Here is a 14777-nt window from a genome sequence, read left to right as displayed (position 1 = left end):
CATTGGTTCAACGTCGGTTAAGGATTCAGGGCGGGAGTCTCGAAAGTCTCGACGATCGCCCCCAACTCTTGGGGAGAATGCACCTGATAGGCGTGGATGCCAACCGTTTGCGCTGCCGTCACATTCCGCGCACCGTCATCAAAAAAGGCTGCATTTTCAGGGGCGATCTCCAGCTTCGCTAAAACGTGGTGGAAGATTGCCGGGTCGGGTTTCATGACACCAATTTCGTGGGAGAGGAATACCTGCTCAAAGGGCGCGTAGAAATCGTAGCGATCGCGCAACCGCTCATAATGGGCGGGATTGGTATTGGAGAGCAGTGACAGATGGTACTGCTGCTTCAGTTCCTCCAGAATCTCATCACACCCAGGCATGGGCGCTTGCACAAACTCTAAAAACTCGTGCTGCACTTGTTCAGGAGAAATTTGCAGGTCGAATTCTTGGATGAAATTTTGGGCAAAGGTATCGAAGTCGATACGGCCCGATTCAAAATCGACGGTGCTGCGGGCGTTGATCCACAAGTGGTGCAGCTCATCAATGGGCACCGATCGCCCCAACAAGCCACTGACGCGCTCGCTCCATTCCAGCGCAACGAGTACGCCGCCCATATCTGAAATGATGTGCGTAATCATGCGATCGCGGCTCCTGTAATTGATGTTGTGAGATGTTTCGTCAAACTCCAGATTACTGGCTATTGGCCGCTGAGGAGATGGACGGAGGGGACGCACCCGAGGGGACGCACCCTTGCCAAGGGTGCGTCCCCTGAACGATCGCGCTAGCCAAGGCCCCCACAAATTCGTAATGATGGGGGCATGGATATTCGACTCACCCCCATCATCGATTGGTTTGCGCGGCAGGGCTGGCAACCGCTGCGCTTTCAGCAACAAGCGTGGGAGGCTTACTTAGCCGGACAGAGCGGGCTGATTCAGGTGCCGACGGGGTCGGGCAAAACCTACGCCGCTGTTATGGGACCGCTGGCGGAAATGTTGGAGACGCCGGGTAAGGGATTGCAACTGCTCTACATCACGCCGTTGCGGGCTCTGTCGCGAGATATTGAGCAGTCCATTCGCCGTCCGGTGGAGGAGATGGGCTGGGCGGTGGCGATCGAGTCACGCACGGGGGATACCAGCTTCCACAAAAAATCGCGGCAGCTCAAAAAGATGCCCGATGTGCTGATCACCACGCCGGAGTCGCTGTCGGTGATGCTGTCGTACAAGGACAGTCAGAAGCGGTTTCAATCTTTGCGGTGTGTGGTGCTGGATGAGTGGCACGAACTCATGAGTTCCAAACGCGGCACCCAAACGGAACTGGCCCTCTCTCGCCTGCGGGAACTGGTGCCGGAGGCGCGCACCTGGGCGGTATCGGCCACCCTGGGCAATTTGCCGGAAGCGGCGCAAACTGCCGTGGGTTTGGGCACCGCGCCCACGATTATTCAAGCGGATATTCTCCGTGAGACGGTGATTCAGAGCATTTTGCCCGAATCTGTGGACAGCTTCCCCTGGGCGGGGCATTTGGGGTTGCGGATGTTTGAGGCGTTAGTGGCGGCGCTGGATATTGAAAAATCCACGCTGATTTTTACCAACACGCGCAACCAGGCAGAGCGGTGGTTTCAGGCATTGCAGTTTGCGGTGCCCGACCATGAGGACGAGATTGCGCTGCACCACGGTTCCATTGATAAGCAGGAACGGGAAGCGATCGAGGCGGGGGTGAAAGCGGGCGACATCAAGTGGGTGGTCTGTACCTCGTCGCTGGATTTGGGGGTGGACTTCCAGCCTGTCGAACGGGTGGTGCAGATTGGCAGTGCCAAGAATCTGGCGAGACTGTTGCAGCGGGCGGGGCGATCGGCCCATGTTCCCCAGGGCACCTCGGAGGTGTTCTTTTTGCCGACCAATGCGCTGGAGCTGTTGGAGATTTCGGCGTTTCGGCGGGGGCTGGCGGCGGGAGCGATCGAAACCCGGCGACCGCGTGACCAGCCCTATGACGTGCTGGTGCAGCATTTGGTGACATTAGCCTGTGGCGATGGCTTTAACCCGGAAACAACCTTGGCGGCGATTCGCCAAACCGTGGCCTATCAGCACCTCACGGATGAAGAGTTTCAGTGGGTGGTGGAGTTTGTGGAGAAAGGAGGCAAGTGTTTGGGGGCGTATCCCCGCTATCAGAAGGTGGGGTGGGAGGGCGATCGCTACCGCGTCACCGACCCCAAAATCACGCGGATGCACCGCATGGGTATTGGCACCATCACGGGCAATCAGGCGGTCAAACTCATGTACACCAACCGCCGCGAAATTGGCACCGTGGAGGAAAATTTTGTCTCACGGCTGAAACCGGGGGATGTGTTTTTCTTTGCGGGGCGGCAGTTGGAGTTCTTTCAAATGAAGGACATGGTGGTGTATGTGAAGAACACGCGCCGCCAATCCACCGTGACGCCCACCTGGGGCGGGGGACAACTCGCCATCTCGGACACGTTGAGCACCCATCTGCGGCAAGAGGTGGAGTTTGTGCGGCAACCGGGCGACTGGAACCGCGAGATTCACTGCATCGCCCCGATTTTGGAAACCCAGGCGCGGCTCTCCCACATTCCCACGACGGATGAGCTGCTGGTGGAGTGTTGCAAAACACGAGAGGGGCAGCATCTCTATGTGTTTCCCTTTGAGGGGCGGTTTGTCCATGAGGGGCTGGGCTTTTTGTGGGGCTATCGGTTTGCGCGGCAAAAAAGCGCCACGTTCACGATTTCGGTAAATGATTACGGGTTTGAGATTTTGGCTCCTAAGGGTTATCCGTTTCAGGACTTGTTTTCGGATGAATTTTTCAGCCGGGAGGATCTGGAAGCGGATGTGAAGGCGAGCTTGAATATTTCGGAGCTGACCCAGCGCAAGTTTCGTGGGGTGGCGCAGGTGGCGGGGCTGGTGTTTAAGGGCTATCCCGGTTCGCGCAAAACGTCGGCGCAGTTGCAGGTGAGTTCTTCGCTGCTGTACGAGGTGTTCAGCAAATATGAGCCGGATAATTTGCTGCTGAAGCAGGCGGAGCGGGAAGTGCTGGCGGAACAGTTGGAGACTCATCGGCTGGCGAAGTTGCTGGAAAAGCTGAGTCAGCTTCAGGTGGTGTGGCAGGAAACGTCGCGTCCGGCTCCGTTCGCGTTTCCGCTGTTGGTGGAGCGGTTGGGCACGCGGATGACGAATGAGAGTCTGCTGGAACGGGTGGAGCGGTTGAAGCAGCAGTGGGGTAGGAAGTAGGGAGTGGTGGGGTGGCTGGGTGGGGGGTAGGGGGTGTGAGTGGATTCGGTGAAGTCGGTGGGGTGGGTGAGGTGAGTGGGAGAGCGGGGGGAGCGAATTTTGGCGGGGGGCTCAGAAAACGGATGGCGGTGAAGTTGGGGGGAGTGTTGTTGGCGATCGCGATGTTCTGTCGGTTGAAGTCTTATTGATCGCCTGTCGGGTAGACTTCCAGTCTGCCGCCCTCACCGATCGCGCTCACAACGACATCTGTACAACTTGATCTGCAAATGCGGACGGCCAGGATGGCTATCCAACAAGAATGCTGACACGCGGCAAGGAGTTAAGGATAAGCACAGAGGGCGCGGGCGTTAAGACTCGTGGGAGAAAGCGGTCATCGGAGGGAGAAGTGGGGCATGCTGTAGCCAAGGTGGGCTGTCCCGGTGGTTGTTGGTTCGGGGGCGGTGCTGAACACTTGCTTTGAGAGATGGAGTCGTCATGACGTGCGATCGCCCTTTTCACGATCAGGTTCCGGCATTGTTGCAGGCGATGGACGCGGCGGGGCGACTAACGGCGGTGACTGATCACTGGCTGGCTTGGCTGGGCTATGAGCGATCGCAGGTCATTGGCAAACCGTGGCGTGACTTTTTGACGGTGGCGGGGCGATCGCGGGTGGCGGCGTTGGTAGAACGTGACGCCCCCCTCCAGGGTCTTGAAACGGAGCGCCTGCCGTTTGCCACGGCACAGGGGGCGGTGGTCGAGGGGCAAGTGGCCGTCAGTCGGTGGGAGATGACGCCGAACCAACCGCCGGCCTATGTGATCAGCGTGAGCGACTGTACACTACTGTCTCCAGCGGCCCAGAGCGCCGAAGAACGCTTTCAACTGTTGACCGAGACCATTGAAGACGTGTTTTGGATTAATGATGTCCAAACGCGGTGTGTCATCTACAACAGCCCCAACTTTGAGGCGATGTGGGACTTGCCGATCACGGCGATCGCCGATGATGTGACGGCATTGCTGGCGCGAGTTCATGAGGACGATCGCCCAGCATTCACGCAATACCTTGAGGTGCTGTTCACCAATCCCCGACCCAGCGAACTGGAGTATCGCATTCAACTGCCCTCGGGACAAACCAAGTGGCTATTGCAGCGCAGCTTTCCGGTACTAGATGCGGCGGGGCAACCGGTGCAGGTGGTGGGGATGACTCGCGACATCACGGCCCAGACCGAGGTGACAATGGCGTTGCGCCAATCCGAAGAGCGGTTTCGCCTGTTGGCTGAAAATCTGGAAGATGTGTTTTGGTTAACTGACGTGCAAACGCGGCGCAGTTTGTATGTGAATCCAGCGTTTGAGCGGCTTTGGCAGTTGCCCCGTGCCGCGGTCGCCGACAATCCTGCCGCTTTTTTAGAGCGCATTCACCCAGACGATCGCGATCGCGCCACCGCGAGCATCCAAGCCTGCATTACTCGGGGCGAAAATTTTGATCTGGAATATCGGTTGCAACTGCCCGATGGCGAGATTCGCTGGGTGCGCGATCGCGGCTTCATCATTTTGGATGCGGTGGGGCAACCCGCCAAAATGGCAGGCATCGCCACCGACATCACCCCGACCAAGCAAAACGAAGCGCATCTGCGCCAATACGAGCGCACGATCGCGGCTATGCCCGATGCCGTTTGCTTACTGGGGACAGATTATCGCTATCGGCTGAGCAATGCGGCTTATCGCGATTGGTTTAACCAGGGGGCTGATTTACAAGGTATACACCTGCTTGACCTCTTTGGGGAAGATTTTTTTGCCACGGTGGCCAAACCAAGATTTGACGCAGCGCTAGCGGGCCACTCCCAATTTTTTGAAGAATGGCTGTTTAACCCCAGCCAAAACGTCGAGCGCTTTATCAGCATTGCCTACGTGCCCTACACCGAAGCGAACGGTGACATTGGTGGGGTGATCACCTGCGTGCGCGATCTGACCACGCTGAAGCAAGCCCGCGATCGCCTCGACCAAATGGCCCAACGGTTGCAGCTGCATATTCGCAATTCACCCCTCGCGGTCATTGAGTGGAATGCTGACCATCAGATTGAGCACTGGTCACCCCAAGCGACCGCTTTCTTTGGCTGGTCAGAAGCCGAAATGGTGGGTCGTCAGGTGAGCGAATTAACGATTTTTGCGGCTGGTGAGCAAGCCCTTTGGACTGACCACATTACTGATTTATTACAATCACCTACTCATCCGCCCACTGTGGTGATTCACCACGTTCACCGCGATGGGCAGGAGCTGTTTTGTGAATGGTCTAACTCCGTGCTGCGCGATGCCGACGGAGCGATCATTTCCATCTTGTCGCTGGGGCAAAATATCACCGAGCGACGGCAGGCCAAGCTCGCCCTGCAAGCGAGTGAGGAACGCTGGCAACTCGCGATCGCCGGGAGTAATGAAGGCATCTGGGACTGGCAGATTGCCGATGATCAAGTCTTTTATTCGCCGCGCTGGAAAGAGTTATTGGGATATGCCGATGACGAGCTGGAAAATGATCGCGAAGTTTGGCGATCGCGGGTGCATCCCGAAGATTTTGAGCCGGTCAATGCTCTGATGCAAGCCCACTTGCAGGGCCAAAGCGACACCTATGAAGCGGAATATCGCTTGCGGCACAAGTCGGGTGAGTATATCTGGATTTTGTCGCGAGGCCGCGCCATTTTTAACGACGCAGGTGAACCGATACGCTTTGTTGGCTCCCATGTGGATATTAGCGATCGCAAACAGGCCGAACTCGATTTGCAAGCATCTAAATCGCTGTTGCAAATGGTGTTTGACCACCTGCCCCAGCGGGTCTTTTGGAAGGATTATGAAGGGCGTTTTTTAGGGTGTAATCAGGTCTTTGCCCAAGACATGGGTGTCGATCATCCCAGTCAGTTAATTGGCAAAACCGACCATGATTTCGGTGTCTTTTCTCCGGAATCGGTGGAATTATTTCTCGAACGGGATCGGCGGATAATGGACGCCGGTCAAGCGATCGCCTTTAACGAATGTGCGCAAACCTATGCCGATGGTTACCAGCGCTGGGTCTCGACCATCAAATCGCCGTTGGTCACCCCCCAGGGTGACGTGATGGGCATCTTTTGCTGCTACGAGGATGTTACCGAACGGGTGCTGGCCAAGCGATCGCTCCAGCGTTATGCCCACATGGTCGAAGCCGCCAACGACGCCATTTGCCTGCTCGACGCCGAGTATCGCTATCAGGTCATTAATGAGACCTATCGCAGTTGGTACGGCTACAACGGCCAACCCATTTTGGGCCAAACTGTGGCCGAGGTATTAGGCCAGGCGGCATTTGATCATCGCCTCAAACCTTTGCTAGATCGCTGCCTGCAAGGCGAAACCATCCACTACGATCGCTGGTTCGAGTTTCCGCATCTGGGGCGACGCTTTCGGAGCATTACCCTAACGCCCTATCGGGTCGACGGCGAGGCGATCACGGGCATCGTTACCAGCATTCGCGATTTGACCTCTCTCAAAGAGAGTGAGTTGCAGCAGCAGCAACTGTTAGAAATTCTGGAAGCGACTCCCGATTTTGTTGGCATGGCGCGCCCCACGGGTGAGGTTGTTTATTGCAATCCGGCGTTGACTCAGTTCGTCACCCAATATTTGCCACCGACTGCTGCCAACCACATTCGCAACTATCATCCGCAATGGGCGTCGCAATTACTGTTTCAAGAAGCGATGCCGACCGCGATCGCCCAAGGTACCTGGCAGGGAGAAACCGCTCTCTTAGCTGCTGACGGCACCGAAATTCCCATTTTGCAAACGGTGACGGCCCATCGTAATGACAATGGTGAAGTGCAGCTGCTTTCCACCATTGCCCGCGATCATCGACCGCAAAAGGCTTTGGAGCAGGAATTGCGCGATCGCCTCACCTTTGAGCGTTTACTGAGCCGGTTATCCACTGAGTTTGTCAACTTGCCGAATGATCAGTTGGCAGCGGGTATGCACAAAGCCCTCAAGGCCATTGCCGAAGCCACTGGGGCGCACCGCAGCTACGTTTACCTGTCTTCGCCGGATGGCCAGCAGAGTCAGCTCTATAGTCAGTGGCACATTGCCAGTCTTGAGCCTATTCCCGCCGCGTGGCAGCAGGTCGCGAAAACTCAGGTGCCCTGGTGGATGGAGCAGTTGCGGCAGCAATCCATCATGACGATTAATGATGTGGAGCACCTGCCCCCTGAGGCGGCTAACGAACGCCAAGCGATGACCATGATGGGCACGCGATCGCTCGCCGTGGTGCCGATGTATCACCACCAGCGGCTGTTGGGGCATATTGGCTTTGCCTTAACCCAGACCAAAACCTGGTCAGAAAACGAGATCGCGCTGCTCCAAATTGTGGGTGATCTCTTTGCCAATGCCTACCAACGCCAACAGGCCGAAGCCGCCCTCCGCCAGCAAGAGCATTATTATCGCCGTCTGACAGAAAATGCCTCGGATGTCGTGATGCTGCTCGATCGCCGGGGCCGCATCCAGTACGTCACGCCCTCCATCACTCGATTGCTGAACTATGACCCGGCTGATCTGCAAGGCCGATCCGTCCTGCGGTTGGTCGCGGCAGAAGATTGGCCCGTGATTGCCGCCGTGCGGGCCGCCGCGATCGTGCAGCCAGGCCTTCCCCAACCGGTCTTTCAGTGCCGGGTGCGTCACCAGTCGGAGCCGCAATGGCATTACTTTGAGGTGGTGGCTAACAGTTTGCTCGATGACCCCAACATTCAGGGCATTGTGGTGAATTGTCGCGAGGTGAGCGATCGCGTCGCAGCAGAAACCGCCCAACGCTGGAGTGAGCGCGTCTTTCAATCCATTTTTGAACAATCAGCGGTCGGGATGACGCAACTCGCCCTCGATGGCACCTACATCAAAGTCAACCCTGCGTTTTGTCAATTGGTGGGCTACCCTGCGGAAGCATTGATCGGCGAGCATTTCGACAAAATCACCCATCCTGACGACTTGGCCCATGACATGCACATGATGGACGGGGTGATCCGGGGTGAAGTGACCGCCCAAGAGATTGATCTGCGTTTTATCTGTGCCGATGGTTCCGTGCGGCATATGCAATTGGTGGTGACGGCGGTGCAGGGCGACCAAACTCAGCCTGCCTTTTTGACCACGGTGTATAAGGACGTGACGGAACAAGTGTTGGCGGAGCGATCGCTGCGGAGCGTGGTTGAAGGCACCGCGTCGGTGACTGGAGAAGCTTACTTCCCGGCGCTGGCTCGTCAGCTGGCCGACACTTTGGGGGTCGATCATGTGTTTATCAATCAGCTAGATGACGATGCCGACACCCTGAGCACCCTGGTGTTTTGGAGTCACCAACGACAGCAAGCCGACATGACTTATCAACGGGCCAATACTCCCTGCGATCTCACTTTGCAGCAGGGCTTTTACTGCTGTCCGCAAGGGGTGCAGGCCGCTTTCCCCGATGACCCAGATTTGGTCGCCCTTAATGCTGAGAGCTATATCGGCGTCATCCTCACCGACACCCACGGCCAACCGCTAGGGGAAATCTGCCTCCTCCATAGCGAGCCGATTCAGCATTTAGACAATGCCGTCACCTTGTTGCGCATCTTTGCCGCTCGCGCCAGTGCTGAACTTGAACGGCAGCGGGCGCACCAGGCACTCCAAGCCAACGAAGCGAACTGGCGCAAAATTCTCGACCATATGCCCGTCTTGTTAGACGCCATGGATGACAATGGTCTGTTGACTTTGTGGAATCAGGAATGTGAGCGGGTTACGGGTTATAGCGCAGCCGAAGTAGTGAATAATCCCGAAGCTCTGAAGGTCTTTTATCCCAACGCCGAGTATCGCCAAATCATGTTCACCCGCTGGCAAGAGCAGGGCAACAACTACCGTGATTGGGAATGGCTAATCACCTGCAAAGATGGCAGTGAGCGCATCATTTCCTGGTCCAATGTTTCCGATCTGTTCCCGATTCCTGAGATTGGGGCCTGGGGGGTTGGGGTCGATGTCACTGAGCGCCGCCGCGCCGAAGATGCCCTTCGCCAAAGTGAGGCTCGCTTTCAGCGGTTAGCGGCCAACATGCCGGGTATGATTTATCGCTATCACCAATATCCCGATGGCAGCGATCGCTTTAGCTATGTCAGTCCTGGCAGTGCCGACCTGTGGGAATACGAACCCGAGGCGATTTGTGCTGACTCCAGCCACGCTTGGGCCATGATTCATCCTGACGATCTCGAAGTGTTCAAGGCTTCCATTGCGACGGCGATCGCCCAAGGCACCACCTGGCTGCACGAATATCGCATCATCACGCCCTCCGGCAAAGTGAAATGGATACAGACGGTGGCCCGAGGAGAAGCTCACCCCGACGGCGAATATACCTGGGATGGAGTTGCCGTCGATGTCACCGATCTCAGACAAGCTGAAGCCGATCTGAGTGCTAGCCAAGCTCGGTTTCAGCGACTGGCCGACAATACACCAGGGATTATCTATCGCTATCACCGCAGTGCTGACGGGAGCGATCGCTTTAGCTATCTCAGTGCCGCCTGTCGAGAACTGTGGGAGATTGAACCCGAAGCGGTGATCGCTGATATCTCAGTCGCTTGGAATTTGATCCATCCAGATGATCGACCCCGGTTGAGAGAGACGCTATCGCACTCGGCCCAAACCCTCACCTCATTCAAAGCTGATTACCGCGTTATCGAACCCTCTGGACAACTAAAATGGTTCCAAATGTTAGCGCGGCCAGAGCAAGAAGCGAATGGTGATTACCTTTGGGATGGGGTGATTGTCGATGTAACGGAGCAAGTCGCCACGCAAACGGCCTTACAGGCCAGTGAAGCCCTCAACCGCGCCATTTTGGCCGCATTGCCTGATTTGCTCATTCGGATGCGCCGCGATGGCCTGTGCCTCGACATGCAATATCCCAGTTATTTTTCTGTGGTGTGTCCCAAAGAGCGACATGTGGGCCGCTTGGTGCAAGACACCCTCACCCCCGATGTGGCTGCCGAACGGATGCAGGCGGTTGAGCGGGCATTGACCACCGGGGAAGTACAACTCTATGAATATCAGTTACCCATTGATGGCGTGTTGCTTTGGGAAGAGGCACGGGTGGTGCCGATGCCCAATGATGAGGTCTTGGTGCTGGTGCGCGATATTGACGATCGCAAACGAGCCGAAGCGGCTTTGCGACACAGCGAAACCCTCAACCGGGCCATTGTGGATGCACTGCCCGATATGTTCACCCGGATCAGCGTCGAGGGCAGGTGTTTGGATGTTCACCATCCCCCCGAATTTCCGGCGTTGTTACCTAAGTCACAAGCCATTGGCCAGAATCTCCGCGACTTTTTGCCCATTCACTTGGCCAATCAGCGTATCGCCCAGGTAAAACGGGCGATCGCCACCCAACAAATCGAGGTGTTTGAATATCAACTCGAGATTGATGGCAACCTCCGGTGGGAAGAGTCGAGAATTGTGCCCTTTACGGAGAATGAAGCACTCGTTCTGATCCGCGATATTGACGAACGCCGCCGCGCCGAAGAGGAGGTGCGACGCTTGAATCAAGTGCTAGCCGACCAGAATCAACACTTAGAAGAGCTCGTAGAACTGCGAACCGCTGAACTGATTACCTTGATGAATGCCCTGCCCGATCAAATTTTTGTGGTCGATCGCACCCATACGATGACCTTCGGTAATCAGGTGGTGGCAGAGTTTGCCCAATTAACCCAACGCCAAGACTTTGAGGGCAAAACCATTTATGAATGCTTCAGCTCTGACCAAGCCCGCATCTATGAGGCCCAAAATCAGCAGGTCTTTCAAACGGGAGAGATTTTGCACCTGGAGGAAGCGATCCAAACCCCCAACGGTCTGGTGCATTTAGACACCTACAAAATTCCCCTCAAACGTCCCGATGGCGAAGTCTACGCCCTGATCGGCACTTCTCGCGACATTACGGACCTCGTGGAAGCGCAGCGGGCGTTAGAGCACCAAGCCGAGCAACTCGCAGCCACTAACCAAGAATTACAGTCGTTTTCCTATTCGGTGTCTCATGACTTGCGGGCTCCCCTGCGTCATATCAATGGCTTTATCGCGGCGCTGAAACAACGCTTAGCAGTTACTACCCCCGAGCCCGATGCCAAACTACTGCACTACATCGAGGTCATTGAGAACAGTAGCCAAAAGATGAGTCTGCTGATCGATGGGTTGCTCACGCTGTCGCGCGTCGGTCGCCGCGAAATGAGTACCCGCCCCGTGCCGTTGGGGCCACTGGTAGAGCAGGCTATCGCTCTCCTCACCGAAGGTCCTGATGAAACGTTGGATCATGTCGAAATTACGATCGATGAGTTGCCCACGGTTTATGGCGATGCGGCCTTACTGCAGCAGGTGCTCAGTAATTTAATCGGTAATGCGGTGAAATTTAGCCGCGATCGCACCCCCGCCCGCATCCACATTGGGCAGCAGCCCGATGGCACCTGCTTTGTCCGCGACAATGGCGTCGGCTTTGACATGGCCTATGCCGACAAGCTCTTTAGTCCCTTCCAGCGATTGCATAAGCAAGAGGAGTTTCAAGGCACGGGGATCGGGCTGGCGATCGTCAATCGCATCATTCATCGGCACAATGGCGAAATCTGGGCGGAGAGTGAGATTGACCAGGGCACGACCATCTACTTCTCACTGCCCATGCAACCACCCCCACCCACTCCTGGATTAGAGGCACAAGGGTGATTTCGTCGCCCCGGGCAGATTCATCGGCCCGGGGCAGGTTTTGCTTAGGCCAAAAATAAGTGGTAAGCCGGATTATTGCTCTCATCCCAATAGCGGTAGCCCACGGTGTCTAAAAAGGCGCGCCAGTCATCCATCTCGGCGGGCGGCACTTGGATGCCCAACACAATGCGGCCGTAATCAGCACCATTGTTGCGGTAATGAAAGAGGCTGATGTTCCAGTTGGGGCTCATGCAGTTAAGGAACTTGATCAAAGCCCCGGGATTTTCGGGAAACTCGAACCGATACAGCACCTCATCTTGGGCCAGGGGCGATCGCCCCCCCACCATATGGCGCAGGTGCATTTTCGTCAGTTCGTCATCCGTCAGATCGAGGGTGTTGAAACCATTAGCCTCAAACGTCGCCGCCATCTGGCTGGCATCTTGGCGGTCTTTGACCTGCAACCCGACAAAAATATGGGCTTCGGCCTTGTCGGCAATGCGATAGTTAAATTCCGTCAGGTTGCGTTTGCCAATGCATTTGCAAAACTTTCGCAGACTGCCCGGCCCTTCGGGAATGTTGACTGCAAAAATCGCTTCCCGCCGTTCGCCCATTTCCGCTCGTTCCGCCACAAAGCGGAGGCGGTCAAAATTCATATTGGCGCCACAGGCGATCGCCACCAACGTTTCGCCCGTAATCCCCTCGCGCTCCACATAGGCTTTGGCCCCCGCGATCGCCAGCGCCCCAGCGGGCTCCACAATTGACCGCGTGTCCTCAAACACGTCTTTGATGGCAGCGCAGGTGTCATCGGTATTCACCAAAATGACTTCATCCACATACTGCTGACACAGGCGAAAGGTTTCTTCCCCCACGCGCTTAACCGCGACCCCATCGGCAAACCGGCCTACCTGGTCTAGCGTGACTCGTTGCCCTGCCTGCAAAGACTGACTCATACTGTCGGCATCCACCGGCTCGACCCCAATGATGCGAATGTCCGGTCGCAGCCGTTTCACATAGGCGGCAATGCCCGCAATCAAGCCGCCACCACCGATCGCCACAAAAATGGCGTGAATCGGTTTCTGATGCTGCCGCAAAATTTCCATACCAATAGTGCCCTGACCCGCAATCACCTCTGGATCATCAAACGGGTGAATCAAGGTCATGCCCTTTTCTTCTGACAATTGACAGGCATGGGCATAGGCATCGTCAAAGGTTTCGCCGTGCAGCACGGCAATGCCCCCCCGGGCTTCCACCGCTTTGACTTTCAGCTCCGGTGTGGTCACGGGCATCACAATAATCGCCGACGTACCCAGCCGCTTGGCCCCCAACGCGACCCCCTGGGCATGGTTGCCGGCTGAGGCGGCGATTACGCCCTGAGCTAAGCGTTCCGGCGGCAAATGGGCCATCTTGTTATAGGCCCCCCGCAGTTTAAAAGAGAAGACGGACTGCATGTCTTCTCGTTTGAGTAGTAGCGTATTCCCCAACCGTTGTGACAGGCGAGGGGCGACTTCCAGAGGGGTTTCTTGGGCAACGTCGTATACTCGGGCGGTCAAAATCTTTTCGAGATAGTCGTTGTTAGACATGACGCAGAGGGCTACCAGCGGCGATCGATGCCCTTATCTTCTCGTTATTTGGGATACAAAGACAACTTTGATCCATTAAGCAAAATTGGCATGGCGTCCTGCACTGCCGCCTCACTCAGTCCGGTCCCGAGTGGGCACGACAGGAGAGGGGTGAAAAGTGTCTGCAAAAAAATACTCCCTGGGGCGATCGCGAGATCGCCCCAGGGAGTTTAAGCAAAACCCACTAAACCGATTCTGTCAGACCTATGAAGAGCTGTTGCGACGCTCTTCGCGAGCCTGTCGCCAGGAACCGATCAGCCGTTCAAAGTTCACCTGAAATTGCTCGAACCCAAGTAGGCTGCCGAGAGTGTCCTCTTCCCAAGACGCCGACAGCGCTCCGTAGCTGAGACCAACGACACTTAAACCAAAGCAGGCCAGCGTCGTTAACAACACTACGACATTTGGGAGTACAGCGATTTCCTGCACAATCAGCACGTAGCTCACAAAAAAAACAAACACTCCCAAGACTACAGGTAGGCCCGAAAAGTAAAGCATCCGGCGCAACATGCGACGACTCACCACTTCTGGGATGCTGGTCTCTTCTCGGGAATATTTGTTGGTTCGTCGATTTGTAGCAGCGCTGGCGGTGGCTTTAGTTGCCTCGCTGGGCTGCTCGGTTGCCGACTGAACCTTTTCTTTAGCTGACTTTTTACGCTTGCGATTGGGTTCAAACGGCAAGCGGTCTTTCTCTGCATCAGCGGACATGACAACGCTCCAAGACCTGCAATGTCAACGCTCTAGCGACGAATGCCAAGACGACCAATCAGCTCGCGATATTGATTAACGTCCTTTTTAGCAATGTAGGACAGCAACCGCTTGCGGCGACCAATCATCTTCAGCAGTCCGCGCCGAGAAGAATAATCCTTTTTATTGCTTTGTAGGTGTTGGCTGAGTTTGTTGATGCGCTCAGTCAGCATGGCTACTTGCACTTCAGCAGAGCCTGTGTCGGTTTCATGAACCTGGTATTCGGAGATGAGTTCCTGTTTGCGTTCTTGTAGCAGTGCCATAGAGGTACGAGTTGCGTTTTAGCGTGAATATAATTTATGCACAGAGTTTCTAATCATATCACGGCTACCTGAGATGGACTACCTGTGCGGCCACAGAATGTGCCACTACGGGACTCTGAATCACTGCCCATTTGAATCACGGAGCCAACTCAGCGATCGCACTGTTTCCCGTGATTCAAGCAGCCTGGACAGGGAAATTTAAGCAAATCTCGCACTTGGGCTGGGGCCTCGCCATACGTCCCGACAGCAAAATC

At 55.9% G+C, this 14777-nt stretch carries 6 protein-coding genes; 2 read left to right on the top strand and 4 right to left on the bottom strand.

Annotated elements, in window-relative coordinates; translation table 11 throughout:
• Nucleotides 1-17: 17 nt before the first annotated feature.
• Entirely contained in the window at nucleotides 18-629 is a 612-nt protein-coding gene (locus tag DYY88_RS19330; RefSeq protein ID WP_039725493.1) for an HAD family hydrolase, read from the bottom strand.
• 180 nt (nucleotides 630-809) lie between these two features.
• Between DYY88_RS19330 and DYY88_RS19325 the strand changes: the two genes are divergently transcribed.
• Complete coding sequence (locus DYY88_RS19325) at nucleotides 810-3230, top strand: ligase-associated DNA damage response DEXH box helicase (RefSeq protein ID WP_039725492.1); 2421 nt, start codon at nucleotides 810-812, stop codon at nucleotides 3228-3230.
• Nucleotides 3231-3704: 474 nt separating this feature from the next.
• A complete protein-coding gene (locus DYY88_RS19320) occupies nucleotides 3705-11918 on the top strand; it encodes a PAS domain S-box protein (protein ID WP_039725491.1) in 8214 nt (2737 codons plus the stop codon).
• Nucleotides 11919-11962: 44 nt separating this feature from the next.
• On the opposite strand, the gene ilvA is transcribed toward DYY88_RS19320, so the two are convergent.
• From ilvA to rpsO, 3 genes are all read right to left on the bottom strand, one after another.
• Nucleotides 11963-13477 carry a threonine ammonia-lyase, biosynthetic gene (gene ilvA, locus DYY88_RS19315; RefSeq protein ID WP_039725490.1) on the bottom strand — a complete coding sequence of 505 codons (1515 nt, stop codon included), beginning with the start codon at nucleotides 13475-13477 and terminating at the stop codon, nucleotides 11963-11965.
• A 243-nt stretch (nucleotides 13478-13720) separates the two neighbouring features.
• Nucleotides 13721-14221, bottom strand: a complete 501-nt coding sequence (locus DYY88_RS19310; RefSeq protein ID WP_039725489.1) for a PAM68 family protein — start codon at nucleotides 14219-14221, stop codon at nucleotides 13721-13723.
• A gap of 32 nt (nucleotides 14222-14253) precedes the next feature.
• The gene (gene rpsO / locus DYY88_RS19305) at nucleotides 14254-14523 is read right to left on the bottom strand and encodes a 30S ribosomal protein S15 (protein WP_039725488.1); all 270 of its coding nucleotides are present in this window, start codon (nucleotides 14521-14523) and stop codon (nucleotides 14254-14256) included.
• Between the last annotated feature and the right edge of the window lie 254 nt (nucleotides 14524-14777).

The organism is Leptolyngbya iicbica LK, from assembly GCF_004212215.1.
GTDB lineage: Bacteria > Cyanobacteriota > Cyanobacteriia > Phormidesmidales > Phormidesmidaceae > Halomicronema > Halomicronema iicbica.
Note: the sequence above shows the minus strand (reverse complement) of the source record. Positions and strands in the feature narration are given on the sequence as shown.

Bases quoted from the DNA above. Each gene is read 5' to 3' on its own strand.
- DYY88_RS19330 (WP_039725493.1), bottom strand. From the start codon at position 629: ATGATTACGCACATCATTTCAGATATGGGCGGCGTACTCGTTGCGCTG.
- DYY88_RS19325 (WP_039725492.1), top strand. From the start codon at position 810: ATGGATATTCGACTCACCCCCATCATCGATTGGTTTGCGCGGCAGGGC.
- DYY88_RS19320 (WP_039725491.1), top strand. From the start codon at position 3,705: ATGACGTGCGATCGCCCTTTTCACGATCAGGTTCCGGCATTGTTGCAG.
- ilvA (WP_039725490.1), bottom strand. From the start codon at position 13,477: ATGTCTAACAACGACTATCTCGAAAAGATTTTGACCGCCCGAGTATAC.
- DYY88_RS19310 (WP_039725489.1), bottom strand. From the start codon at position 14,221: ATGTCCGCTGATGCAGAGAAAGACCGCTTGCCGTTTGAACCCAATCGC.
- rpsO (WP_039725488.1), bottom strand. From the start codon at position 14,523: ATGGCACTGCTACAAGAACGCAAACAGGAACTCATCTCCGAATACCAG.